Source organism: Thiomicrorhabdus sp. zzn3, from assembly GCF_029767755.1.
In the GTDB taxonomy this organism is placed as follows: Bacteria; Pseudomonadota; Gammaproteobacteria; order Thiomicrospirales; family Thiomicrospiraceae; genus Thiomicrorhabdus.
Map to the genome: position 1 here is coordinate 836087 of NZ_JARUQS010000001.1, position 26461 is coordinate 862547.

General features: G+C 48.8%; 21 protein-coding genes and 1 riboswitch. Of the genes, 8 read left to right on the forward strand and 13 right to left on the reverse strand.

The features are described 5' to 3' along the window. Positions 1 to 190: 190 nt before the first annotated feature. Positions 191 to 426: riboswitch (cobalamin riboswitch) on the reverse strand. Positions 427 to 460: 34 nt separating this feature from the next. Beyond that, positions 461 to 2611, reverse strand: a complete 2151-nt coding sequence (locus tag QCB44_RS03820; RefSeq protein WP_279408010.1) for a copper-translocating P-type ATPase — start codon at positions 2609 to 2611, stop codon at positions 461 to 463. 200 nt (positions 2612 to 2811) lie between these two features. Here QCB44_RS03820 and QCB44_RS03825 point away from each other — a divergent pair, with 200 nt between their 5' ends. From QCB44_RS03825 to QCB44_RS03845, 5 genes are all read left to right on the forward strand, one after another. After that, positions 2812 to 3393 (forward strand): hypothetical protein, encoded by a 582-nt coding sequence (locus QCB44_RS03825; RefSeq protein ID WP_279408011.1) that lies wholly within the window; start codon positions 2812 to 2814, stop codon positions 3391 to 3393. A 126-nt stretch (positions 3394 to 3519) separates the two neighbouring features. Then, positions 3520 to 5199 carry a glutamine--tRNA ligase/YqeY domain fusion protein gene (locus QCB44_RS03830; RefSeq protein ID WP_279408012.1) on the forward strand — a complete coding sequence of 560 codons (1680 nt, stop codon included), beginning with the start codon at positions 3520 to 3522 and terminating at the stop codon, positions 5197 to 5199. A 177-nt stretch (positions 5200 to 5376) separates the two neighbouring features. Next, positions 5377 to 7965 (forward strand): CHASE domain-containing protein, encoded by a 2589-nt coding sequence (locus QCB44_RS03835; protein WP_279408013.1) that lies wholly within the window; start codon positions 5377 to 5379, stop codon positions 7963 to 7965. Further along, the gene (locus QCB44_RS03840; RefSeq protein ID WP_279408014.1) at positions 7958 to 9076 is read left to right on the forward strand and encodes a fused response regulator/phosphatase; all 1119 of its coding nucleotides are present in this window, start codon (positions 7958 to 7960) and stop codon (positions 9074 to 9076) included. The genes QCB44_RS03835 and QCB44_RS03840 overlap by 8 nt, the downstream gene beginning before the upstream one ends. Before the next feature lie 275 nt (positions 9077 to 9351). Beyond that, positions 9352 to 10419 carry a HAMP domain-containing methyl-accepting chemotaxis protein gene (locus QCB44_RS03845; RefSeq protein WP_279408015.1) on the forward strand — a complete coding sequence of 356 codons (1068 nt, stop codon included), beginning with the start codon at positions 9352 to 9354 and terminating at the stop codon, positions 10417 to 10419. A 505-nt stretch (positions 10420 to 10924) separates the two neighbouring features. On the opposite strand, the gene QCB44_RS03850 is transcribed toward QCB44_RS03845, so the two are convergent. The 11 genes from QCB44_RS03850 to metG are packed head-to-tail and all read right to left on the reverse strand — an operon-like array spanning position 10925 to position 21235. Beyond that, complete coding sequence (locus tag QCB44_RS03850) at positions 10925 to 11173, reverse strand: hypothetical protein (protein ID WP_279408016.1); 249 nt, start codon at positions 11171 to 11173, stop codon at positions 10925 to 10927. Positions 11174 to 11192: 19 nt separating this feature from the next. Next, positions 11193 to 12128: a rhodanese-like domain-containing protein gene (locus QCB44_RS03855; RefSeq protein ID WP_279408017.1), complete on the reverse strand. Its 936-nt coding sequence runs from the start codon at positions 12126 to 12128 to the stop codon at positions 11193 to 11195. A gap of 14 nt (positions 12129 to 12142) precedes the next feature. Next, a complete protein-coding gene (locus QCB44_RS03860) occupies positions 12143 to 12577 on the reverse strand; it encodes a DUF1841 family protein (RefSeq protein ID WP_279408018.1) in 435 nt (144 codons plus the stop codon). A gap of 37 nt (positions 12578 to 12614) precedes the next feature. After that, positions 12615 to 13247: an endonuclease III gene (gene nth / locus QCB44_RS03865; protein ID WP_279408019.1), complete on the reverse strand. Its 633-nt coding sequence runs from the start codon at positions 13245 to 13247 to the stop codon at positions 12615 to 12617. A gap of 2 nt (positions 13248 to 13249) precedes the next feature. Beyond that, positions 13250 to 14017: an electron transport complex subunit E gene (locus tag QCB44_RS03870; RefSeq protein WP_279408020.1), complete on the reverse strand. Its 768-nt coding sequence runs from the start codon at positions 14015 to 14017 to the stop codon at positions 13250 to 13252. Then, the gene (gene rsxG, locus QCB44_RS03875) at positions 14010 to 14648 is read right to left on the reverse strand and encodes an electron transport complex subunit RsxG (RefSeq protein ID WP_279408021.1); all 639 of its coding nucleotides are present in this window, start codon (positions 14646 to 14648) and stop codon (positions 14010 to 14012) included. The genes QCB44_RS03870 and rsxG overlap by 8 nt, the downstream gene beginning before the upstream one ends. Before the next feature lie 16 nt (positions 14649 to 14664). Further along, positions 14665 to 15705 carry an RnfABCDGE type electron transport complex subunit D gene (locus tag QCB44_RS03880; RefSeq protein WP_279408022.1) on the reverse strand — a complete coding sequence of 347 codons (1041 nt, stop codon included), beginning with the start codon at positions 15703 to 15705 and terminating at the stop codon, positions 14665 to 14667. Continuing rightward, positions 15706 to 18009 (reverse strand): electron transport complex subunit RsxC, encoded by a 2304-nt coding sequence (rsxC, locus tag QCB44_RS03885; RefSeq protein WP_279408023.1) that lies wholly within the window; start codon positions 18007 to 18009, stop codon positions 15706 to 15708. After that, entirely contained in the window at positions 18006 to 18554 is a 549-nt protein-coding gene (rsxB, locus tag QCB44_RS03890) for an electron transport complex subunit RsxB (RefSeq protein ID WP_279408024.1), read from the reverse strand. The genes rsxC and rsxB overlap by 4 nt, the downstream gene beginning before the upstream one ends. Continuing rightward, positions 18551 to 19129: an electron transport complex subunit RsxA gene (gene rsxA, locus QCB44_RS03895; RefSeq protein ID WP_279408025.1), complete on the reverse strand. Its 579-nt coding sequence runs from the start codon at positions 19127 to 19129 to the stop codon at positions 18551 to 18553. Before rsxA ends, rsxB begins: the two co-directional genes overlap by 4 nt. Before the next feature lie 30 nt (positions 19130 to 19159). Then, entirely contained in the window at positions 19160 to 21235 is a 2076-nt protein-coding gene (gene metG / locus QCB44_RS03900; protein ID WP_279408026.1) for a methionine--tRNA ligase, read from the reverse strand. Positions 21236 to 21569: 334 nt separating this feature from the next. On the opposite strand from metG, the gene QCB44_RS03905 reads away from it, so the two are divergent. Beyond that, positions 21570 to 21872 carry an STAS domain-containing protein gene (locus tag QCB44_RS03905; RefSeq protein WP_279408027.1) on the forward strand — a complete coding sequence of 101 codons (303 nt, stop codon included), beginning with the start codon at positions 21570 to 21572 and terminating at the stop codon, positions 21870 to 21872. Between the two features lie 63 nt (positions 21873 to 21935). Here the strand turns inward: QCB44_RS03905 and apbC are convergent, their stop codons facing one another. Continuing rightward, positions 21936 to 23060, reverse strand: coding sequence for an iron-sulfur cluster carrier protein ApbC (gene apbC / locus QCB44_RS03910; protein WP_279408028.1), 1125 nt, complete (start codon positions 23058 to 23060; stop codon positions 21936 to 21938). Between the two features lie 267 nt (positions 23061 to 23327). Here apbC and mutL point away from each other — a divergent pair, with 267 nt between their 5' ends. Both mutL and miaA read left to right on the forward strand, forming a co-directional pair. Beyond that, positions 23328 to 25220 (forward strand): DNA mismatch repair endonuclease MutL, encoded by a 1893-nt coding sequence (gene mutL / locus QCB44_RS03915; protein ID WP_347710085.1) that lies wholly within the window; start codon positions 23328 to 23330, stop codon positions 25218 to 25220. 50 nt (positions 25221 to 25270) lie between these two features. Next, entirely contained in the window at positions 25271 to 26221 is a 951-nt protein-coding gene (miaA, locus tag QCB44_RS03920) for a tRNA (adenosine(37)-N6)-dimethylallyltransferase MiaA (protein WP_279408029.1), read from the forward strand. Positions 26222 to 26461: the final 240 nt, after the last annotated feature.

Sequence of the window (26461 nt, forward strand, 5' to 3'; positions counted from 1 at the left end):
GAAGGCAAAACGGACAGAACACGCTGGATGACAGCCATCAGGTCTGCTTAGATAAATGAATAGGCAAGATTAATCGGCGTTTGGACGGATTGCAAACGCAACAGGCCTGGTCGCGGCTTAGAATCTTGGATTGACTTATCTTCCGTATTGCCCACCGCAATCGGTTAGTGAACAAGCTGTTTTATGCTTAAGGCTTGTTCTCTTTTCAGGCCGGTATCCGGGCTTAAGAGCATTTTCTCTGGCCTTCCCAATCAAGCCGCTTGCACGAACTTGGTCAGTGGCATTTTCAGAGTCTTCTCTATTACCGTTGCGGGGGCAGCGCAGGAATTGAAGGTCATCAAACATTCGCACCTGACTTCCCGTTTAACGCCTTGTTGTTTCGGTTTGTTTAACCGTCAAAGGCGCACCTGAAAGACTATTTATTTTAGTAATTACTTATGTTTCGCGCAAGGCGCCCCGGTTAATTAAGCGTTTTATTTTTTAAACGTAACGCGTTAGCGATGACGGATACTGAACTGAAGCTCATGGCGGCAGCGGCAATGACCGGGCTAAGCAGCAAGCCAAATGCGGGGTAAAGCACGCCGGCGGCGATAGGAATGCCCAAGGTGTTATAAGCGAAGGCAAAAAACAGGTTTTGTTTGATGTTAGCCAGGGTTAAGTGACTCAGTTTTTTGGCCTTAACCAATCCTTGCAGGTCTCCTTTAACCAGGGTGACATCGGCACTTTCCATGGCAATGTCGGTCCCGGTGCCCATGGCAATACCAACGTCGGCTTGAGCCAGAGCGGGGGCGTCATTAATCCCATCGCCGGCCATGGCGACAACGCGGCCCTGAGACTGCAGGCTTTTGATGACTTGGGCTTTTTGATCAGGTAAAACTTCGGCCCTAACTTCTTTAATATTCAGTTGCTCTGCGACGCTTTGTGCGGTGATGCGGTTGTCTCCGGTCAGCATGACGACATGAACGCCTTGTTCATGCAATTTTCGAATCGCAAGCGGGGTAGTGGGTTTGACCGGGTCGGCGATTCCTAGCAGGCCAATAAACGTTTGGTTGTGAGCGATAAAGAGCGCAGTTTTGCCTTGTTGGCGAAATTGTTTGGCCTGCTCGAGAGCCGCAGTACAATCGATGCCGGATTCTGTTAAGAAGGTGTTGCTGCCAAGCAGCACATTGACGCCTAATAACGAAGCCTTAACCCCTTTACCTGGTATGGCCTTGAATGAATCCACCTCATCCAGATCCAGTGCCTGTTGCTTAGCCTGTCTAACGATGGCCGCCGCAATAGGGTGTTCGCTGTTGCGCTCTACACTGGCCGCAATCGTTAATAGGTTTTTTTCATCATAGCCTTCGCTGGGAATAAGGTCGACCAGTTCTGGGTGACCTTCAGTCAAGGTTCCGGTTTTGTCAATCACCAAGGTGTTTACTTGACGCAGACGCTCAATCGCTTCGGCGTTTTTGAATAAAATACCCAATCCGGCCCCTTTGGCGGTGGCCACCATGATCGAGATGGGGGTGGCTAATCCCAATGCACATGGGCAGGCGATGATCAGTACCGCAATGGCGTTGATCAGGGCGTGCGCCATGCTTGGTTCTGGTCCTAATAAGGCCCACACGATAAAAGTCGTCATGGAGATCAACAGGACACCGGGTACAAAATAAGCGGCAACCCGATCGGCCAGATTCTGAATGGGGGCTCGGCTGCGTTGCGCTTCGGAAACCATCGTGACTATGCGGGCCAACAGAGTGTCTTTACCGACTTTCTCGGCGCGTATTACCAAACTCCCTTCCCCATTTATCGTTGCGCCAATGACCGCTTCTCCTGCTTGACGGTGACTAGGGAGAGGTTCACCGGTCATCATCGATTCGTCGAGTGTGCCGGAACCGGATTCAATGATTCCATCCACCGGAATTTTTTCGCCGGGACGGACACGCAAGCGGTCGCCAACTTGAACATGTTCTACCGGAATGTCTTCTTCACTTCCATCTGCACCTATTCGGTGGGCCTGTTTAATCTGCATCCCCAAGAGAGATTTGAGCGCGTCAGAAGTGCGGCTGCGTGCGCGCAATTCCAGAACTTGCCCAAGCAATATTAAGGTGACGATGACGGCCGAAGACTCAAAGTAGACACCCACTTCGCCCTGTTCACGGAAAGAATCTGGAAACCAGTGCGGGAACAGGGTAGCAATCAGGCTATAGATAAAAGCAACGCTGACGCCCAGTCCTATGAGGGTAAACATATTGAGACTGCGTGACTTAATCGAGTCGATGGCGCGTAGATAAAAAGGCCAAGCAGCCCAAGTTGCGATAGGGGTACACAACAACAATTCTATGATGGTTCGCTGGGAGGGAGGAAACCATTGAGAAATAGGGGTTCCTGGCAACATCTCTCCCATGGAAACGACCAGTAGTGGGATAGAGAGCAAAACGGCAAACCAAAAACGCCGTGTCATGTCTTTAAGTTCGCTGTTTTCAGCGGGTGCACCGGAAAGGTCGAGCGCTTTCGTTTCCAGGGCCATCCCGCAAATCGGACAGTGCCCAGGGTGGTCTTGCACGATTTCGGGGTGCATTGGACAAGTGTACTGCGGTACCGGATTGGATTGGGATTTTGTCGCCATCGTTGACCCTCCCTTCTCCCGAATGAAATAGATTAAGTTCAGGAGTTGATGCCTCAATGCTACCGAAACCGGTGTAAATTCACAAGCTTAGTTTATCTTTCTTGAAAATCATGAATGTCAATTTTAGCAACGGCAAGGGTGTTAAAATATTGCGCTAGGTAAGGGTCAAGTATTTGCTCAATAATTTCAAGGAAAAATGGATGGCGATTTTAATTGAAGGATATTCGGTTGTAATCAATAAATCATTAGCGATGCAAAATGCGGACGCCTTGTCGGCACTCAAGTCTGTTGACGAGACCCTGCATCCATTGGCGATCTGCTCCGATGAGACATTGCTAAGAGTCGGGTTTTTGGACTTGAAGCAGGCGCAAGAGTTTTTGAATGAACTGGAAAAAGCCGGTGTAAAAGTGCCGAACAAAGAAGGTGAAGCTTCTAATGTCGAGGCGGTGATGGTCACGCAATTTGGCGAAATCGAGACGCCGTGCTCATGGTTGGGGGTGCAGTTTACAAAGTTAAAGGATCACACTCTGATCTGTTTAGGCAGTTTGAAAGAGGGCGGCAACGTTGCCCCGGTAAAAGGCGTGGCCTTTCCGAAGGGGTGGGACAAAGAGCGTTCCATCCTGAAACGTTACCATGACGAGCGAATCCATTATATGCATGAACACTATGATTTTGTCCGCAGTGAACCGATGCATGATATTTTCCGTCACCGTGAAACCCAGCGCGAAGTGCGTTTGCTTAAGCTCAATTATGTGGAACCCGACCAAGCTCAATTGCAATAAAAGGGTTTCTGAGTACGGTTTGAATTGGTGCTATAATTACTCGCATTTTAATCCGAACAGGCCTGGTTGTTTTCCGGGCGTAATTTTTTGAATAGCTTTAGCAGAGTCGAATAGGTTTTTGAATTCATGAGCAAACAGGGTAAGTCCGAAGCCGTTGAACGTCCGGTCAATTTTATTCGTAACATCATTAATGACGATTTAGCCAATCACAAGCACACTGAGGTGTGCACGCGTTTTCCACCGGAACCGAATGGCTATTTGCACATCGGGCACGCCAAATCCATCTGTTTGAACTTTGGTCTGGCAGAGGATTACAACGGCCGTTGTAACCTGCGTTTTGACGATACCAACCCTGCCAAAGAGAGTTTGGAATATGTCGAGTCGATTAAACGCGATGTGGCGTGGCTGGGCTTCCATTGGGCGGGTGAGCCGAAGTACTCGTCTAACTATTTCGACCAGTTTTACGACTGTGCGGTGGAGCTGATTCAAAAAGGCTTGGCCTATGTCTGTTTCTTGAACGCTGAAGAAACACGCGAATATCGTGGTTCGTTGAAAGAGCCTGGCAAAAACAGCCCTTATCGAGACACCTCACCGGAAGAGAATCTGGCCCTGTTCGAGAAGATGAAAAACGGTGAATTCAAGGAAGGCGAATGCGTATTGCGCGCCAAGATCGATATGGCGTCGTCGTTCATGTGTATGCGTGATCCCACTTTGTATCGCGTGCGTTTCGAACACCACCATCAGACGGGTGACAAGTGGTGCATCTACCCCATGTACGACTTTGCGCATTGTATTTCCGATGCGATTGAAGGGGTGACGCACTCGCTTTGTACCTTGGAATTCCAGGATAATCGGCGTATTTACGATTGGTTGCTCGAGCACCTGGACGCCTTCAATAAGCCGGATCGTCCTCATCAGTATGAGTTCTCACGTTTAAATCTCGAATATACAGTGATGTCCAAGCGGATGCTGCACAAGCTGGTGAACGATGGGCTGGTGGAAGGCTGGGACGATCCGCGTATGCCGACGATTTCCGGGATGCGCCGTCGCGGTTATACGCCGGCGGCTTTGCGAGACTTTGCCGAACGTATCGGGATTTCCAAAGTCGATAGCATGACCGAAATGGGGATATTGGAAGCCTCGATTCGAGACGACTTGAATAGGGTCGCGCCCCGCAGCATGGCTGTGATTGACCCAATCAAGGTGATTATTGAAAACTATCCGCAAGGTCAGGTTGAAACCCTGCAGGCGCCGGTTCACCCACAAAATGAAGCGATGGGCAAACGCGAAATTCACTTTAGTCGCGAATTGTATATTGACCGCGCTGACTTTATGGAAGTGGCACCCAACGGTAAGTATCAGCGTTTGGCTCTGGATAAGGAAGTGCGCCTGCGTAACGCCTATGTGATTAAGGGAGTGCGTGTGGAGACGGATGAAAACGGTGATTACACAACCATCTACTGTACCTATGACCCTGAAACATTGGGTAAAAACCCGGCCGACGGGCGTAAGGTAAAAGGGGTGATTCATTTCGTGGAAGCCACTCAAGCCTTGCCGGCGGAATTCCGTATTTATGATCGACTGTTCACGGTACCGAATCCGGCTAAGGAAGCCGATTTTGAAAGTGTATTAAACCCGGATTCTTTGGTGGTCAAGCAGGGCTTCGTTGAACCCGGCCTGCTTACGGCCGAAGCGGAAAAAGCCTATCAGTTTGAACGGGAAGGTTATTTTTGTCGCGACAATCGCAGTGGTGACGCATTGATATTCAACCGTACGGTAGCTTTGCGGGATACCTGGAGCCAGTAGTTGATACTGTTAAGCGCCACAGACGCTTAATCATGCCATTAACAAAGGTCGGATAAGCCAAGCTTTCCGGCCTTTTTTATTGTCCGTTATTCAGGGATGTAAAGGAATCCGCTAGAATGGGTGGTTAGGTTTGGCATTCATTTACTATTTTAGAGTACATCGTGTAAAGGGGCTTGTGTGCGCACCCAATCTCGTCAACGCATTTATGTCATTACATTGCTGGTCTTTTTGGCTGGTTTGGTCATCAGTGGCTTACGATATAGCTATTTGGTTGAAAAGGACCAAAAAGCGCTCGAATTGCATTTTAATGATTCGGCAAACAAGTTCTTCCTGGCCGTTGAAAGGGCCATGCGCAGCGAACTCGATCGTGCTAATAGTTTGTCAGCCGTGTTTAAGTTTAGTGAGGAAGTCACTCGTAAAGACTTTGCACATTATGCTCAGGTATTGACCTCTTCCAAACACGCTATTCAGGCGTTAGAGTGGCTGCCTTTGATCCACCATAATGAAAGGGAACCGTACGAAAACAGTCTGCGGCAACAAGGCTATGACGGTTTTAAAATTTCCGCGATGATCGATGGGAAGCTGCAAGCAGCGCCATTAGCCGATTTCTATCTACCGGTTGATTATATCTATCCTTATGCCGGTAATGAAAAGGCGATGGGATTGGATGTTTTAAGCTATCCCAACCAAAAAGAGGCGGTGGAAAAAGCCAGGGAACTCAGGCGAGTGAGCTTGACCGCACCGACGCGCCTTGTTCAAGAGACGGGAATTCAACAGGCCTCTCTCTTGTACAGTCCTGTTTTTGACGAAGCCGGGACCGGAGGTTTGAAAGGCTATGTTCTGTTGATTTTGCGAATGGGCGATTTTTTGGAATTCGTAAAACAGGATTACTTTTTGAACCGTGAAATCAAATATGCCATTTACGATGTCACCGACAGACATAACCCGATTCAGTTCATTGATGAGATTGCTGACGTAAATAGGCAACAGACTGAACAGATGCTTGCCTCTTCAGAACGCTTTTCAATTGGCGGGCGAGAATGGGAGTTGGCCGCAGCGACCTCTCTGCATGAGATCCCGGATTATGAGGTGCATCAAGCCGCAGACACGAATCGGCCATTAATCGGTGGAATGATGGTGAGTTTGTTCGTTGCTTTGTTGGTTTACGGCTACTTGCGTTATCGCCAGGATAATCTTGTTAATATAAGGATGCTTAACGAGGAAAAAGGGCGTTATCAGCAGCTGATTGAACAAAGTTCAGATGCGTTTATTTTGAAGGAGTGTTCGGGCAAGATCTTAAACGTGAATCAAAAAGCGTGTAATCTGCTTGGGTATAGCCGGGAAGAGTTCATGAAACTCGACTTTTTTAATCAAGTGGATGTTAAGTTCCCGCTGGAAGAGTTTTCTCAAGTTTGTCGTTCTTTGCAGCCGGGAGAAAAAATCGGTTTGGAAAGTGTTTATCAGCGAAAGGATGGTTCAACCTTAACGGTAGAAATACACGCTTCGAAGTTTGAAGTGGACGGGGTTCCGATTGTTGCCTCGTTTGTCAGAGACTTGACCGACCGAATTGCTAATCGCAATTTGTCACTGGATAATTTAGTCCTCCAAGAGGAGGTGAAGCAATATACGCAAGCGCTTCAAGAGCAAAAAAATGCCTTTGAAACCCTGTTTGAAAAATCAACAGATGGCATTTTTCTGATGAAGGGGAGGCACGCCATTGATTGTAATGAGGCGACCTTAAAGACGTTTGGTTATTCGTCGAAATCGGTGATTTTAAAACAGCCAATCAAACGTTTTTCTCCAAAATATCAGCCGGATGGCGAGCTTTCAATTTGCAAAGGGAATCGCATGTTGCAAACTTGTTTGCGTCAAGGTACGCATACTTTTGAATGGGTAAATGTGCGTTCCAATGGCGAACCGTTTTGGACGGATGTGGTTCTGACGCGATTGGAGTTGTACGGAGAAACGATTGTGCATGTCGCGTTCCGTGATATTTCAAAACGTAAGCAACTGGAAACCGAGTTGATTCAGGCTAAAATCAGTGCCGAGAAAGCGAATCAGGCCAAATCGGAATTCTTGGCGAGCATGACGCATGAAATTCGTACTCCGCTACATGGGATCCTTAGCTATGCCAACTTGGGTGAGAGTCGAGTTGAGAGTGTGGAACGCGAAAAATTGAAACGCTATTTCTCACTGATTAATGACAGTGCCCAGCGTCTCATGGCATTGTTAAATGATCTGTTGGATTCGGCCAAGTTAGAAACCGGAAAGATGGACTTCTTATTGCGTCAGCAGGACCTCAGCCAAGTGATTAAACAAGTCCTCTCTGAGCAGGCTCCCTTATTGCAGGACAAAAACATGACTGTGGTTTGGTCTGATGTCGCGCAAATGGCATTTTTTGACCAAAAACGTCTCACCCAGGTATTGGCGAATCTGTTGTCAAATGCCATAAAGTTTTCACCGCCATCGGGGCGTATTCAGATTGATTATGTGCCGTATGAGCAACATTACCTGCTGATCAGCATTCAGGATCAGGGAGAGGGCATCCCTGAGAAGGATCTGGAAACGATTTTCGATCGCTTTGTTCAGGCATCTCATAGCGCAGACAATCATGCGGGGACAGGGCTAGGCTTGTCGATTTGTCGGGACATTATTCATGCTCACGGCGGTAAAATTTGGGCTGAAAACGCGCCCAACGGTGGCGCGGTGATAAAGCTGACACTTTTAATGCAGCCTTTAGTCGAGCATGGAGGAGAAGATGACTAAACCCTATCTGATCGCCGTGGATGATGAACCGATTAATCGTTTTATTTTAGAGGATGTGCTCGAAGGGCGTTTTGAACTGACGGTACTGGAAAGTGGACAGGCCTGTTTGGACAGTGTCCAGAAGAGAAAGCCCGATCTGATTCTGTTGGATATTAATATGCCGGGTATCGATGGTTTTGAAGTATGTCAACGTTTACAGCAGACAGCAGCCACGGCAGACATCCCGGTTCTGTTCTTGACGGCACGGCTTGCCGTTGAAGACGAAAAACGGGGGCTGGAAACAGGGGCTGTTGACTACATCACTAAGCCATTTTCAGAGTCGTTATTAATGGCCCGAATAGAGACTCATTTGAGCCTTTCCCAATCAAGACGCTTACTGGCGCAACATAATGCACAATTGAACAATGAGCGCCGTTATATTGAGAGTGTGATCCTTAAGATGCGCGAGGATGAGCACTTTGTGCATGACAACCTTAAGTGTCTGGTGGCACCGTTGGATAAAACCAATGGCGATCTGGTGCTGTCTTCAAGAAGTGCTAATGGAAACCGTTATTTGTTGGTGGGGGACTTTACTGGTCACGGTTTGGCCGCAGCCTTGGGTGGCCCGCTGGTTTCTTCGCTGTTTTACATGCTGAGTGATCAGGGGGCGCCACTTGAACAGATTTTGTATAAGTTAAACGAAGCGCTTTATCGTAAAATGCCGCCTGACATGTTTATGGCGGCCATTCTTTTGGAATGGCAAGAAGACAACGGTTGCGTTGTGGTTTGGAATTTCGGTATGTCGGAATTGCTCCATTTCAGAGAATGTGAGCTGATTGATTCGGTTTCTTCGAGCTGTTTTGCTCTGGGTATTCAGTCTCATCAGTGTCGATTAACCCCAACCGCCGTGCTTCAAGTTGAAAGCGGGGATTCTCTATTCTGTTATTCAGATGGGGTGGTTGAAACACGCTCAGTCGAAGGCGACTTATTTGGAGTGACACGCCTGAAACAACATTTGCAAACGCTTTTGCAAGAAGGGTATGAACTTCATTGGCTGAATCAAAAGCTTGAAGTGTTCTCGGAACAGAATGGGTTAGCGGATGATGTCACTTTAGTACAAGTTTTGGTCTAACGGACTCATGTTTTCAAATTTTGGCCGTAAAATTGCTTTAGATCAGGGTAGATAAGTTCAGAGGTGGGATTTCCTGCCTTAAACTTGATCGAGGATCGCTGCATCAAGTTTGAAATAATAAATAATAGATAGAATAGAAGGCGCTTATGTTCTCTTTTGATTTTAGAAGACCAAGCATTTTAAGGAATATGTTTCTGGCTTTTATGGCTTTCGGGTTCCTAATGGGAGTGGCCTTTCCATTTTTTGCTGATTTATTCGTGGAATGGAAAGATGGCATGCTGCTTTGGTTTAGTCTGTCCTGCATTGTTGCCGGAATCAGTATTGGTTTTTTCAATTTCTGGCTGCTCAATAAGATGCTGCTGCGCCGCTTGCAGAGAATTGGTGAAGTGGCGAATGCGATCAGTAATAACGATATTTCCCAGAAGTGTTCTTTACAAAGTCATGATTTTATTGGGGATATGGCGCAAAGCTTTAATCTGATGTCGCAAAACTTGCGCAATATGGTGCAGCGTATTTCTGGGGTGGCGGATCAGTTGAATGTGGCTTCTTCCGAAATGAATATGATTACGGAAGAAACACAAAGCGGTATCGAGCAGCAAAAACGAGATACCGAAAGCGTGAATGCAGCGATGCAGAATATGAACAGTGCGGTTGAGGCGATGGCGCAGCAGGCACAGAATGCGTTGGATGCGGTGGACGAGGCCAGCAATGCAACGCACAAGGGCTCTCAAGTCGTAGAGCAAACCGTTAATTCCATCAGTGCCTTGGCCGATGAAGTAGAACGCGCGGCCAATGTGATTAAACGTTTGGAGCAGGACAGCGAAACCATCGGCACGGTTCTGGACGTGATTAAGGACATTGCCGAACAAACGAATTTGTTGGCCTTGAATGCGGCAATTGAAGCCGCACGTGCCGGCGAACATGGCCGGGGGTTTGCCGTTGTCGCCGACGAGGTTCGCGTGTTGGCAAGCCGTACGCAGGATTCCACTAAGGAGATTGAAGCTACGATTGAAGGCTTGCAAAATGCAGCGCGTGAAGCGGTAGGAGTGATGAAACATGGACGTGAACAGGCTCATGAAAGTGTGCAGCATGCTCATGAGGCGGGAGATTCATTGAAATCGATCGAAAGTGCAGTCATGACTATTTCGCAAACCAATACCCAAATTGCCAATGCCTCCAAACATCAGAGAGCGCAAGCCATTGAAGTTAACAAGAGTGCGGAACAGATCAGTCATGTCGCTCAGAATGTGGCTTCTGGCGCTGAACGAGTGAATCTGTCGAGTGATAAGGTGGAAGCCTTGTCTAAACAGTTATGCAGTTTAATGGAAGAGTTTAAAACCTGATTAGACTCGTATTGTTTTGGATATTCATTAGAAAAAGGCCGGTTTTGTTACCGGCTTTTTTGTCTGTTAACGTCTTGATAGTCTAGAGGGTATCGGTCTTTTTTGATGAAGTTTCATCATGAAAATCCTATGTTTAAGTGATACCCTTGGCCGCCTGTCTTTCAAGACCAGTTTACCGCAAGCGGATGTGGTTATCTTTGCCGGCGATTGTTGCCACATGGGCAACCTCGAGCAAATACAGCCGTTTTTAGACTGGTTTCGTCTTTTGCCCGTTGCACATAACATTATGGTGGCCGGTAATCACGATTTTGCTTTTCGATCACAGCACCCTATTCAGGGGAAAGCGTTCAAGACTCTTTGAATTTAGCGGGAATTCATTACCTGGCGGACGAGTTCATATGATCGATGGCATACCGTTTTACGGTTCTCCATAACAGCCTGACTTTTGTAATATGACTTTCAATATGCAGGGGATGAGTTTGGGAAGCGTTAATGGCTGTAACCGCTATTTATGTAAATCTGTATTGCGTTCTGTCCGTTTTTCAACGGCACGCGCATCATCTTGATACTTAGCCATAATGTTCGATGTATATCGAAAAGAGAGCCATAGCGCTGGGAAGGTGACGACAAAAGTGAACAGGCCCGTTAGCACACTATCGGTGGCGGTTTTACCCTGATAGACAACCACGGCCGCGACCACCAGACTGATCATAATGCTATTACGCAGTGCACGTTTTAAAGGAGAAATTGGCATTCTGTTAGCCTGTATTTAGTTAAGGTTGATAGCCCAATTTAAGCGGCAATTTTTGATCCACTTCATATTCCTGCATGGAGGCATCGTAAAGTTTCACATTTTCAAATCCTAGGCTTTGCAACATGGTAAAACTGCGTGCTGCTCGGTGACCAGAGTTGCAGTAAATGATAATAGGTTGTTTCGCCTTTGTGATGTCGAGTTCGGCCAGTTTTTTGAGTAAGCTTTCGGAGCTTGCCTGCTTAAAGCCGTTTTCAGTATCGACCGCTTCGGTCCAGTCAAACCATTTTGCGGTTGGGATATGGCCCGAGCGGTTGCGTTTAGGGTGTCCGGAGTATTCATCTTGAGTGCGAATATCCAACAGAATGATATTGGGATCCTTTATCGCGGCTTGTACATCTTTCTTGTCAGCGGTCAACGCATCTGTCAGATCTACTTTCGGCATTGGGTAGCGGCTTTGAGGCTTGCGTGGCGGGATATGCTGGGTCACCGGATAACCTCTCAACACCCATTCGACGCTGCCGCCGTCAAGCAACTGCACTTTAGCATGATTCAGTTTTTTGAGCTCCCAATAGAGGCGGCTGGCATCCAGGTTGCCCATATCGTCGTAAATGACAATGTGATCTTCCGGCTGAATGCCCAGTTCGGAGAGAATGCGAGTCATATAGGAAGTGCCGCCACTTAAAGCGATGCCGTTTTGCGGCTTAATCAGCCAGTTATAGTTAACCCAAATTGCATTAGGAAGGTGGTATTTCTGATAAGCCTGCTGGCTGCTGAGATCAATCAATTTGAGTTCGTTGTGATGCTGATAGACCCACTCTGCAGAGACAAATAGCGGCAGCTTCTTGTTTTGTTTGGCGCTATTTGCCGAGGCCATTGTAAAAGCGCTGGCCCAGAATAGAGCGATCAAGACGAAGAGGGTGCTCGTACGTTTCAGATAAGTGTCATAACCAAACATCAATACCATCCTGGTTAGTTTTTGTGTAACAGACTTTGCAGGCAAGTTAAATAGGCCTGCTCATTCGGTTCCGTTTGCTCGCGCTGTGCCTGCCATAACGATTCCGCCAGGCATTCCATCATGGCATGTTCGGTAGCCATAACGTCTCCCAGTTTTTCCCCTAACTGCTGATAGACGGCTTGAATACCCTGAGGACGATCCAGGGCCACTTGTTCCTGCAGTGCCAAATGCATGCCCATATGCAGAAACGGATTGGTTTCGCCGTCTTCCGGTTTGTATTCATTACCTAAGTGCCGCTCATTGGCGAGCATGGCATGGTATTCGGGATGCATTTCGATGACGCGTGCCACCATCTGTTCCATCGCATCCATGGGCTGACCGGTTCTTGCCTTATTCCAGGTGTCGACGTAAAACTGGCGCAGGCGGTCGCGTTCTGTAGTATAAAACATAGTTGTTGGTTTTGTTATGGGTAATAATTGGGGCTCATTAAGCCGTTTTATCTTTATACTCGCACAGGTCGTAAATGCAGCAGGCCCCACAGCGTGGCTTGCGCGCGGTACAGGTATAGCGCCCATGCAGGATCAAAAGGTGGTGTGCCGGAATAAGGTACTCTTTAGGCACATTTTTCAGTAGTTTTTTTTCGACTTCAAGTACGGTTTTTCCCGGAGCCAGATTGGTGCGATTAGACACTCGGAAAATATGGGTGTCCACCGCCATGGTCGGGTGGCCGAAGGCGGTATTCAATACCACATTGGCGGTTTTGCGACCAACGCCGGGCAGGGCTTCAAGGTCCTTACGATTGTCGGGCACTTCGGAACCGTGCAGCTCGATCAACATCTTGCAGGTTTTGATGATGTTTTCGGCTTTGGTGTTAAACAGACCAATGGTTTTAATGTACTCCTTCAGCCCGTCGACCCCGAGTGCATAAATGGCTTCCGGGGTATTGGCGACCGGAAACAGTTTGTCGGTGGCGATATTGACTCCTTTATCGGTCGCCTGGGCTGACAGGATGACCGCAATCAATAGTTCAAACGGGGTAGAGTAATTCAGTTCCGTTTCCGGTTCCGGAATGGCTTCACTGAGACGTTGAAAAATTTCGAGACGTTTCTGTTTGTTCATTTTTAATCGGGTTGTTTTGTGGGGTTAACAGCGATTTGAATGCCCAAATCATTAGTTTGTTTAGCGACTTTTTTCTGATCCAAATAGTTTTTAAAAGCAATCAACAGGCCCAGGCTGATAAAAGCTCCCGGTGGCAATACGGCCAGTAACACGCCTTGATAATCCTCACCGAAATGAATGGTCCATGCGCGTGCACTCTCACCGAACATCAACCAGGCCTGGTCAAAGAGGGTGCCGTTACCGATCATTTCACGCAATGCGCCAAGAATCACCAAAACCAGCATAAATCCGATGCCCATAAAAAAGCCATCCGCCGTCGCTTTGCTGAGCGGATTTTTCGATGCGTAAGCCTCGGCACGGCCCAAAATCGCACAGTTGGTCACAATCAACGGAATAAAAATACCGAGAATGCCATGCAGGGTATGGAAGTAGGCGTTCATCAGCAGGTCAATAATGGTCACCGCAGTAGCGATAATGGCAATAAAGACCGGAATGCGAATTTCGTCAGACACATGGTGACGGATCAAGGAAACCAGAATATTGGAGGTCATCAGCACCAGAAGGGTGGCCAAACCCAGGCCGAGACCGTTAATGGTATTGTTGGAAACCGCCAGCAGGGGGCAAAGTCCTAACAGCGCCACCAGCGCCTGGTTATTGCTCCACAGACCGTTTTTCGCAATTTTTGTGTATTCCTGCCAGTGAGGGCGCTGTTCAGCCGAGTCAGCCGGTTGCGTGATTTGCCCGCCTGTGTGTTCGATCGCACTACTCATAGAGTTTGTCCCCGTGTTCGTTAACCAGTTGCAAGGTGCGTTTTACCGCTTGCACCACGGCACGCGGTGTAATCGTGGCGCCGGTGAACTGGTCAAAGTCGCCACCGTCCTTTTTAACCGCCCAGCGTGGGTCGTTGTTGTCACGCAAGTTGCGCCCGTCAAATTCCATGATCCATGGGCTTTTCTCCGCTTCGATCTTGTCGCCGAGCCCGGGAGTCTCTTTGTGTTTCAATACCCGCACGCCGGCAATACGCCCATCGCTCAGTACGCCCACTAGAAGATAGATATTTCCGCTGTATCCATTTGGTGCTATGGCCGGCAGTACCAGGCCTGCCGGATTTCCATTTTTACGCGCTCGATAAATGGTCACCGGTGAGGTGGCACCCAAAGACTCCAACCACGGCGTTTGAGTGATGGTCAAGGTATCCTTCATCGGCTGATTGTCGTAGTATTCGGACGGCATAACCTGGTCAAGCAGGGTTTGCAGGGTTTGCTGTTCCGCTTCGGTAATCACCGGATCTGTCAGGGATTTGATGCCCAGCAACAGCAAGATACTGAGCAACACAAACGCACTGAGCTTGCCTGCTGAGCGCAGCATAATCTGTATAAGAGGCGTAGAAGGGGCTGACATACTCAATTCTTCCCTGTTAACCTTTGAGCTTGTGTCCGAAGACGCGCGGTTGGGTATATTGGTCAATTAGGGGGACCGCAATATTCATCAACAGGATCGCAAAAGCGATGCCGTCCGGAAAGGCGCCCCAGTTTCGAATCACGTACACCAGAATGCCGATGCCACAAGCGTAAACCAACTTGCCGCGAGGCGTGGTGCTGGCGGTCACTGGATCGGTGATGATAAAGAAGGCCGCGAGCATGGTGCCGCCGGAAAGCAGGACAAAACTCACCGGCGGATAGAGTGTCGGGTCAACTTGGTGGAAGATAAATGCCATGCCGGCTAGCGCACCCAAAAAAGCCACCGGAAACTGCCAGCTAATGACGCCGGACAAAACCATCCATAATCCGCCCAGTAAAAACGCGAGATTGATCCATGCCCAGGCACTTAAGCCAAACAGTAACCCGTATGGCTCCCTGTTAAGCGTCTCAAGCGCTGTCACCCCTTGGGTAAGGGAGGTTTTAAGTTCACCCAAAGGGGTCGCGCCGGTGAACATGTCCATGGTGTGAGTATGTGCAGCGCCATTGAAAATGATCTGTGCCGACTCAATCAAGCCGAGTGTGGAGCCGGTGATATCCAACGGCATGGTCCACTGGGTCATCTGTACCGGGAAAGAAATCAGCAGGAAGGCATAGCCAAGCATCGCCGGGTTAAAGGGGTTGTAGCCCAGCCCACCGTAGAGATGCTTGCCGAAAATCAGAGCAAAAGCACTGCCCGATACCACCACCCACCAAGGGGCTTCCGGAGGAATGCAGAAAACGAGCCCGGTTACGGTAATCAGCGCACTCAGGTCGCTCATAAATGGCCACACCGGACGGCCACGCAATTTCAACATGCTATATTCAACGACAATAAACGTGGCAACCGCCAGCATCCATTGAATGACGATCCCAAAACCAAACAGATAAATATGCGCCATCAATGCTGGAAAAGCAGCGATTTGCACCTGCATCATGACTTTGCGCACATTTTGATTATTGTGTGCATAGGGTGAGGAGGAGAGCATGGACCGATTCACTTATTTATCTCCCTGTTGCGACTCGTTGGCGGCATTGCGTTTTTGTGCGGCGCGGTTACGTGCCGCTTCAATCGCTTTTTTGCGTTTATCTTCATCCGGCTTCGGCGTTGCTGTATTTTCGGTTTGCTCGGTTTTTGACGGTGAAGCCGCTTTGCGTTTTGCCACTGCCTCTTTGGCCGCTTTAATCGCCGCTCTACGGGCGGTTTCTTTTTCAGAAGCCGGTGTACTTGTGGTGGTTTCGGTTAACTCGGTTGCTGCCGTAGTGTTATCCTTCACATCGGCTTGTTGAGGGAAGGCAGAATCTGAACAGGCCTGCTCAGTTTCCATTTCTGCCATCGGCTGTAACTCTGCTTTTTTGGCTGCGGCACGCTTTTTAGCCGCTTCGATCGCACGTTGACGCGCATCCTTTTTTGCAGATGTAACCTCAGAAGCACTCTCCGTTGAGGCTTGTTTTTTGGCCTGAGTGCGTTTTTGCGCGGCTTTCATGGCCGCAGCCTTGGCAGCCGATTTAGCATCCGGTTTTTTTTCGTCCTGTTCAGATTTGGGCGGCTCACGATTGACTTTTGAGCTTGCCGAAGACTCCTCATTCTTTTGCTGCGCTTTTTGCGCAGCGGCTTTTTTAGCCGCTTCAATCGCTTTCAAGCGTGCAGGTGGAATGGGCGGGTTGTTTGAGTCGTCAGATTTTTGAGACTGCTTCTGTGCGGCCGCTCTTTTGGCTGCAGCTGCACGAGCTGCCTCTGCGGCCGATTTGGCTGTAGCCTCTGGTTTTTTAGCGGATGGGCTTTCTTCGGCAAGCGCCTCTTTTTTGACCGCTTCTTTTTTGGCTTTCAAACGGGCTTCACGTTCCCGTTTTTCGCGCTCGATACGTGCCAATTTGAACTCGTGGCGCTGCTTAGCCAGTTCGGTGGCTTTTTCCTCCGCATGCATGGCCTTGATTTCCGATTTGGCATGACGATAGTACTGTACCAATGGGATGTGGCTTGGGCAGACATAGCTGCAGCAACCACACTCGATACAATCGAAAACATTGAGCTTTTCTACCTTATCGTATTCGTGCGCTTGAGTGTGCCAGTACATTTGTTGCGGGAGCAGATTAACCGGACAGGCCTGCATACATTCGCCGCAGCGAATGCATGGCATTTGCATTGCAACCGGTTCAGGCGGGTTGGCGAGAATGCAGTTGGTGGTTTTGATTACCGGAACATCGTTGTTCTGCACCTGGAATCCCATCATCGGTCCGCCCATCACCAAGGGGTAATCAAGCGTCACTTTCGGCTCAGCCAGTTCGGCCAGTGCTGAAAAGGGGGTGCCGATGAGGGCATGAATATTAAACGGTTTATTCAAGCCGAGTCCGGAAACGGTGACCAAGCGTGAGGTGAGCGGTTCGCCATGCACGACCGCACGATAGATGGCTGCGTAAGTAGCGACATTCATCATCAACAGACCGAGATCGACCGCATGCGCTTTGTGTGGCATTTCCACCCCGGTCAACTCCAGTGTCAGCTGTTTTTGTCCGCCCATTGGGTAAACGGTTTCCACGCTACGGATTTCAACCGGCGTATTGGATGCCGCTTCCTGCATGGCCCGAATCGCTTCGGGTTTATTGGTTTCAATGCCGCAGATGATTTTGCTCGCACCCAGGGCGTGGGCGGTAATCAGAGCACCTTGTACAATCTCTTGCGCCCGGGTTTGCATCAGCAGGTCATCGCAGGTAATGAAAGGTTCACATTCGGCTCCATTGATTAGCAGGGTGTGGATTTTGCCACGCTGATTTGGAATTTTGGCATAAGTCGGAAAGCCGGCTCCGCCCATACCGACAATCCCCGCATGCAGAAGGGTGGATTTGAGTGCTTCGGGGGAACCGGGATGCGAGCCGTCTACTTCCAAAGCGTTCACAATGGCTTCATCAAGGCCGTCCGGCTGCAGAACAATGCATTGATCCTGTAAGCCCGAAGGGTGAGGCAAAGTCATCGGTTGAATGGCCATTACGGTACCGGAAGTCGGCGCATGAACCGGTACGATTAGCGCTTTTTGGGGATCTTTGGAGGCCTGAGCCAACAGCTGGTTTTTTTTGACGCGCTCGCCGACCTTCACCAAGGTTTCTGCCGGTAATCCGACGGGTTGTTCTAATGGCAGAATCAATTTTTCGGGGATAAAGGCTTTGCGAATCGGCTGTGTGGCTGACAGGGATTTATAGTATTGCGGAAAGACGCCACCATGGAAGCGGTGAAGCCAACGCTTGGAAGCCGGGTACAGTTTTGCCAAAAAACGCAAGGCTACGCTCAACAGATTCGATGGGTTCATTTGCCCTCCTGAATCGTTTGGGGTTCGGGCCACTTCCAGTTTTTGGTGGTGACTTCAACCGGGCGCATTTCAATACAATCCACCGGGCACACAGGGACACATTTTTCACAGCCGGTGCACTCTTTCTCGATGACGGTATGCATCTGTTTGGTGGCCCCTAAAATCGCATCAACCGGACACTCTTTGATGCACAATACGCAGCCAATGCAGAGGTCTTCGTCAATAAAAGCGACTTCTTTGGGTTTGGGTTCCGCCGCACCTTCTGCCATCGGCTTCTGTTCCAAGCCGGTGATTTCTGAAATTTCGATCATTACCTCGTTACCGCCCGGAATACACAAATTGACCTCTGCTTCACCATTAGCCAGTGCTTCGGCATAAGGGCGGCATCCCGGGTAGCCGCATTGCCCACACTGCGTTTGCGGCAGAACCTTGTCGATCTGGTCGGCCATCGGGTTGCCTTCCACTTTGAAACGCACCGAGGCATAGCCCAGCAAAATGCCGAACAGTAACGCCAAGCCCAGAAAAATCAGAACCGCTTCGATCATTTAACCAACCCGCCAAAGCCCATAAACGCCATGGACATCAGGCCTGCTGTGATCAAGGCGATCGGTGCGCCTTTAAAGGGGGTGGGCACATCGGAGGCGTCCACACGCTCACGGATGGAAGCGAACAAAATCATCACCAAGGTAAAGCCGACAGCGGCGCCAAAGCCGTAGACGGCGGACTCAATGAAGTCGTTTTTTTCCCCTACGTTCAACAGGGCGACACCGAGCACGGCGCAGTTGGTGGTGATTAACGGGAGATAGATGCCTAACACCTGATAAAGCACCGGGCTGGTTTTGTGAATCGCCATTTCGGTAAAGCCAACCACTGCGGCAATGGCGAGAATAAAGCCGATGGTTTGCAGGTATTCAAGACCGAAGGGGTGCAGCAGGTAGGTGTAGATAATGTAGCTGAGCACGGAAGAGAGTGTCATGACAAAGGTGGTGGCCAATCCCATCCCCAATGCCGCATCGGTTTTCTTGGAGACGCCCATAAAAGGGCATAAGCCAAGAAACTTAACCAGTACAAAGTTGTTTACCAGCACGGTGCTGATCAGAATTAACACATATTCTTGCATAAACACTCGATTCCGTTAATGAGCGTGGGGCTATTTGACTCGCATGCCCGGTTGCGCCCCCTCATCCGGCGAAAGCACAAACAGGTCTTTGCCGCCAGGCCCTGCTGCCAGCACCATGCCTTCGGATAGGCCAAAACGCATTTTACGTGGTTTTAAGTTGGCGACCATAACGGTCATTTTACCGATTAACTGCTCAGGCTCGTAAGCCGATTTGATCCCGGCAAACACCTGACGTTTCTCGAAACCAATATCCAACGTCAGTTTGAGCAGCTTGTTGGCTTCCGGAACGGTCTCTGCATTAATGATTTTGGCGACGCGTAAATCAATTTTAGCAAAGTCGTCAATCGTGATTTCTTCAGCCAACGGGTCAAAATCGGCCGCCGGTTTTGATGCTTGTAGGGCTGCGTCAGAAGATGCGGCAGCCAGCGTCTGTTTGGAATCATCAACCATTTTTTCAATCTGCTCCATTTCGACACGTGTTAACAGCGCTTTAAATTTGTTAATTTCATGTCCCATTAGCGGGGTGGCCACATCAGACCAATGCCACTCGCTTAAGTTTAAGAATTGCTTCGCTTTATTCGCCGTATCCGGAATGACCGGCGCCAAATACGTCATGAGGATACGGAACAGGTTGATGCCAACACTCACGGATTCATGCAGTTCTTTTTCTTTGCCTTCTTCTTTGGCCAACACCCAAGGGGCGGTTTCGGCAATGTACTCATTAGCGCGATCCGCCAAAGCCATGATCTCGCGCATCGCCTGACCGTATTCACGCTTCTCGTAAAGCTCAGCGATCATCTCGGCTTCATTGGCAAAACCGTCATAAATAGATTGCGCTTCAGCCGTCCAGCTCGTGGCCAGTTTGCCATCAAATTTTTTCACAACAAATCCGGCACAGCGGCTGGCGATATTGACCACTTTGCCTACCAGGTCGGAATTCACACGTTGTGCGAAATCCTCCAGATTGAGATCGATGTCATCAATGCGGCTGGTCAGCTTGGCAGCAAAGTAGTAACGCAGATATTCCGGGTTTAAATGGTCCAAATAGGTTTTGGCCATAATAAAAGTACCGCGGGATTTGGACATTTTTTGGCCGTCTACAGTCAGGAAGCCGTGGGCGTAGATCGCATCCGGGGTTCTGAAGCCCGCACCTGCAAGCATAGCCGGCCAGAAGAGGGCGTGGAAGTAGATGATGTCTTTACCGATGAAGTGGTAGAGTTCGGCCTCACTGTCCGCCGCCCAGTAGTCGTCAAAGTGTAATCCGCTTTTTTCGCAGTAAGCTTTAAAGCTGGCCATGTAGCCAACTGGCGCATCCAGCCAGACATAAAAGTATTTGTCTTTTTCCCCTGGAATTTGGAATCCGAAATAGGGCGCGTCACGCGAAATGTCCCAACCCCGCAGACCGGATTCAAACCATTCGTCGAGTTTATTGGCGATCTGTGATTGCAGGTGGCCTTGGTGGGTCCAGTTTTTGAGCATTTCTTCAAAGTGCGCCAGTTCGAAAAACAGGTGGTCAGTTTCTTTTTCAACCGGTGTTGCGCCGGATACGACCGATTTCGGGTTTAGCAGCTCTGTCGGGCTGTAAGTCGCTCCGCACACTTCACAGTTGTCGCCATACTGATCGTCAGCCTTACACTTAGGACAGGTTCCCTTGATAAAACGGTCCGGCAAGAACATCTCTTTTTGAGGATCGTAGAACTGTTTAATGGTTTTACGGCTGATATGGCCTTTTTCTTTTAGTTGGGTGTAGATGTAGCCGGCCAGCTCTTCGTTTTCTGGAGAGTTAGTGCTGTGATAGTGATCAAAACCAATGTGGAATCCGGCAAAGTCAGCCTGGTGTTCTTTCGATGAGCGTTCGATCAATGTCTCGGGCGTAATGCCTTCGGATTGCGCGCGCAACATGATCGGGGTTCCGTGAGCATCATCCGCACAGACATAAGTACACTGGTGCCCGCGCATTTTCTGAAAACGAGCCCAAATATCCGTTTGAATGTATTCAACCAGATGGCCCAGGTGAATCGGCCCGTTAGCATAAGGCAGGGCGCTGGTGATCAGGATTTTTCGAGGCGAAGAATTGGTAGTTTGCTCACGGACTGTGTCAGACATATTTTTTAACGATCCATTCATGTAATCAAAATAATAACGCGGCCTTTCCTTCCTTTTACATAGAGGAAGTTTTGCGGTTACTGAGTTATGTTTTTTAAGACCGGTTCTGTTTGGAATTAACCGGATATTATAGCGGTTTTGACTGGGCGGGTGTGTTTTATCTTTTGTGGTTTTGAGGGCTTTTTCCATCCCAAATGGCGGTGATTAACCTGAATCGTAACAAGTCGTTGTGAGGTATGCGCTCAAAAATAAATCAGCTTATTATGGTTTGCAAGGTTTGGGTGGTCCCATATAATAAGTAATTATATTTAGCTGATAAAAAGAAGTGAGTGCTGTGGGTGTTGAATGTCAGGTTTCCGGAAAATATGTGACGATTTCAGTGGATGGCAGTTTTGATGTGAGTTGTTATGATATGTTCAACAATTCATACAAAAGCTACCTTGATCAAGCTGGTTCAATGTTTATTATCGATATGGCTCGCACCACCTATATGGATAGTTCGGCCTTGGGGATGTTGTTATTGTTACGAGAGCGTACCGGCGGAGATAAGAAAAGGATTAAGATTGTCAATGTCGGAAAACCGGTGATGGAGATACTGAAGGTGGCTCATTTCGACCAGTTGTTCGATATCGAGTAGCTTGGAAAAAATAACCGTTTAAATTGAAAAGCGCTCCTGTGAGCGCTTTTTTGTTTAATAGGTTCAAGTATTGTGAATTTCGATTTTAGGGAACAAGTTGCCGTAATTACGTTTACTGACGCCGATTTTGGCGCTCACTTCATGTGCGATGTGTCGATATTTTTGGGCAATAGCACTATTGGGGTCGGCGGTTACCGTCGGTTTGCCGTTGTCAGCTTCTTCGCGAATACGTTTTTCAAGTGGCAATGAACCTAAGAAATCCACATGATAGGTTTGCGCGAGTGTTTCACCGCCTTTTTCGCCGAAAATAGCCTCTTCGTGCCCGCACTGGCTGCAGATGTGCGTGGACATGTTTTCAATGATTCCAAGGATTGGAATTTCGACCTTTTCGAACATCTTGAGGCCTTTTTTGGCGTCAATCAGCGACACCTGTTGCGGCGTGGTGACAATGATGGAGCCGGTGACCGGGATCTGCTGTGCCAAAGTAAGTTGGACATCCCCGGTGCCAGGCGGCAGGTCGATAATCAGGTAATCCAAATCTTCCCATGCGGTTTCTTTAAGCAGTTGGGTGAGTGTCTGGGTTACAATCGGGCCGCGCCAGATCATTGGAGAATCTTCCTCAATCAATGCACCGATGGACATGACCTGCAGCCCATAGGCCTGTAACGGTTTCATGGTTTTGCCATCTTCGGATTGCGGTTTTTCGTGGATGCCAAGCATGGTGGGAATGCTTGGACCATAGATGTCCGCGTCCAAAAGGCCGACACGAGCGCCTTCCTGTTGCAGAGCCAGCGCCAAGTTCACGCTGGTAGTGGATTTTCCTACTCCGCCCTTGCCAGAGGCGACGGCGATGATGTTTTTAATGTTCGGCAGCGGCGTGGCGCCTTTTTGGACGTCATGAGAGACGATTTTGGTTTGCCAGTTTACACGGACCTGTTTAATCTCGTCAATCTGCTCCAAATGGTGAGACAAGGTTTGCTCGATTGCCGGCCACAGGCTTTTGCAGGGATAAGGCATGCTGACTGATAGAGTGAGTTCGCCTTTTTTAAATTGCATGTCATCGACGGCTTTTAACGACAGCAAATCTTTTTGAGTGATCGGATCCAGAGTTGTTTTTAGTTGGTTTTCAACTGCTTGTTGAAGCGCTTCCGTCAAACCGTTACCAAAAAGTTTGTTAAGTAATCCCACTGAGAATCCTTTTGTTCTTTTTTGAAAGATGCCTATTTTATCAGTTGAAGGCGGTTTAAAAAAACGCCATCTTTAGAAGGGAATCTTTGCGCCTTTTTAGAGTTGTAGATAAATGCGGCTTGAGGCAAAGGCAAGGTTTTTGGATGGTATAATCCATTTATTGTTTTTTTTGTGATTAAACGTTCTGGTTTAAATTAGGTGTTAATAGGAATGCTTTTGAACGCTTCGAATGCTTGTCTGGTATCCCTTTGCGGGGTAAATGATTAGATGTCTGAAACGCAAGAATTATCCATCAACGTGCCTGAGCACGAGCCAGTTATGGAACGATCGGCGATTGAATCTCTTCCTTCGCATCTCGCTGATCAGATTGCCGCGGGTGAGGTGGTCGAACGCCCGGCATCGGTGGTTAAGGAGTTGTTGGAAAATGCGTTGGATTCCGGTGCCACCCAGATCGATATCATTATCGAACAAGGCGGCACTCAGCGAATAGAGGTCATTGATAACGGGTGCGGTATTCCCAAAGCAGAGCTCGTTTTGGCGGTGAGCCGGCACGCGACCAGTAAAATCAAAACCGTAGAAGACCTGTCTGCGGTTGCCACACTTGGGTTTAGGGGGGAGGCCCTGGCCAGTATCAGCTCTGTTTCCCGTTTTGAAATCATCAGTCGGATCGATGGCGACAGTGCTGCTTGGCAACTTAAGGCTGAGGGTGAGGGGCAGTGGGGGCCGTTGACCCCGGTGGCGGGTCGTCAGGGAACCACGGTCAAAGTGGAAGACCTTTTCTTTAACACTCCGGCGCGTAAACGGTTTTTGCGATCGCCACAAACCGAATTTTCACATATCGACCAACTGGCCAAACGCGTGATGCTGAGTCGCCCTCAAGTTGGCTTTAAGTTGGTGCATAATGGACGTACTGTGCGTCAGGTTATGCCGGTGACGGATGAGCGTAGCCGCAATAAACGTCTTGCCCAGTTGTTGGGCCAGTCATTTGTGGAACAGAGTCTGGAGATCGGCTTTGAAGCACAGGATATTCGTTTGCACGGTTGGGCAGGCCTGCCTACTTTTAACCGTAGTCAAGGCGATATGCAGTATCTTTTTGTCAATGGGCGTATTGTGCGTGATCGTACGCTTTCGTATGCAGTGAAACAGGCTTATGCGGACGTGCTCTATCATGGGCGTCATCCTGCGTATCTGCTGTTTTTAGAGATTCCTGCCGCGTTGGTGGATGTGAATGTGCACCCTGCAAAATATGAAGTACGGTTTGCTAATGGGCGTTGGGTGTATGATTTTTTGCGCCGATCGGTAAGGGATGCGGTGGCCAAACCCCTGAATGCTCAGCATGGCAGCGGGCGAAGCTTGGTGTCGGAAAGCGAAAGAAATGTAAGCTTGAAGCCGCAAAATGTACCGGGTTCTGCGAACACTGGTGAAGCTTACCGTCAGGCCAGTATGCAGTTTCAGGCACCGGCAAAAACGGCACAGACCTTCTATCCGGAGTATGCTGTGTCAAAAGGTTCGGACAAAGTGGCGGAAGCATTGAGTCCAGCCTATGAATCGCTGGGCACTGAAGAAGGGGAGCAAGAGCACCGGCTTGGATATGCGAAGATGCAGCTGCATGGTGTGTTTATCTTGGCGGAAAACCGGCAGGGTTTGGTGTTGGTGGATATGCATGCGGCCCACGAGCGCGTGGTTTATGAGCGTCTGAAAGTACAATGGCAGCAGCATAAGTTGGTCAGTCAGCCTCTGTTGGTACCAGTCGTGATCGCTCTGGAACAGGGGCAGATTGCAACCTGGCGAGAGTACGCCGACTGGTTTGAGCGCCTGGGATTTCAGTTGGAGGCGATGGGGCCTGAGCAGCTTAAAGTCACTGCTGTTCCTGCGATTTTAGCCAAAAGCAATGTCGTCGGTTTGGTTGAGGATATTCTCGCCGACCTGGGTGTGGCGGGTGACAGTGAACAGGTTGAACAGCGGATTAATCACATTCTTTCCACCATGGCTTGTCACGGTTCAGTCAGAGCGAATCGCCAGTTGACGATTGAAGAGATGAACGCCTTGCTGCGTGAGATGGAGCGTACCGAACGGTCGGACCAGTGTAATCACGGACGTCCCACTTGGGTGCAGTTATCCATGGAACAGCTGGACGGCCTGTTTATGCGCGGTCAGTAAGTAAAAAAAACAATAGCTTAAAAGAATGGTTTACAAAGGTTGTTAGCTGCATGACCATTGAGAAATGGATTGAAGAAAAAAAGTGTCTGGCGATTATGGGGCCGACCGCTTCCGGCAAAAGTCAGCTTTCGATGGATGTGGCGGCGCATTATCCGGTCGAAATTATTAGTGTCGATTCAGCGTTGATTTATCGCGGCATGGATATCGGTACCGCGAAACCAAGCAGTGAAGAGTTGGCGCGGGTGCCACATCATTTGATCGATACGCATGATCCGGCGGAAAGCTATTCGGCCTCTGAATTTGTAGAAGATGTACATGATCTGGTGGAGGCGATTTTTGCACGGGAGCGGTTACCATTGCTGGTAGGCGGCACCATGATGTATTTCAACGCTTTGCAGCATGGGATGTCCGATCTGCCGTCCGCCAATCCGGAAGTTCGTGAACGCCTGCAATTGCTCTGGAAGACTCAGCCTGATGTTTTGCACGAGCGCTTGAGAGAAGTGGATCCGGAGTCTGCACAGCGTATTCATAAGAACGATCCGCAAAGATTGATTCGGGCTTTGGAAGTGTACGAGATTACCGGTAAAACGCTGACTGAGCATCGCGCTTTGCCAAAACACGGGTTGAACGCTTTTCAATTGGTTAAAGTCGGTTTGATTCCACAAGATCGCGCCCGCTTGCATCAGCAGATAGCCAAGCGCTTTGAGCTGATGTTGGAGAATGGGTTTTTACACGAGGTGAAAGCTTTAATGGCGCGCGGTGATTTAAATCCGGAGATGACGTCGATTCGTAGCGTAGGCTATCGACAGGCCTGGTCATTTTTGAGTGGCGAATACGATTATGAGACGTTTGTGCATAAAGGCGTTGTGGCGACTCGGCAATTGGCTAAGCGTCAACTCACCTGGTTGCGTAAAGAAGAGGAGCTGTTGGTGATGGATCCTTTTGCGTCAACTCGCGATGAACGTCTATCTTTCGTGAGTAAACTCATTGAAACTGCCTAAAAAGGCTATAGAATATAGTTTTTCGTATTTTTGTCTTATTTGTAAATAAAATTGATTGATAAAAAGAAACGAATTCACTGTGGTATGCTTTTATGTCAGGTGAAGTTTTTTCGAGTCCTTTAAGGAAAAAAACTTACAGAGGCTTGAAGAGCAGGGTGATTTGCCAGCATTATGCTAAAACAACCAATAAAAACGATAATAGAAACAAAATAATAATAGGAAATAATCATGGAGAGTAAA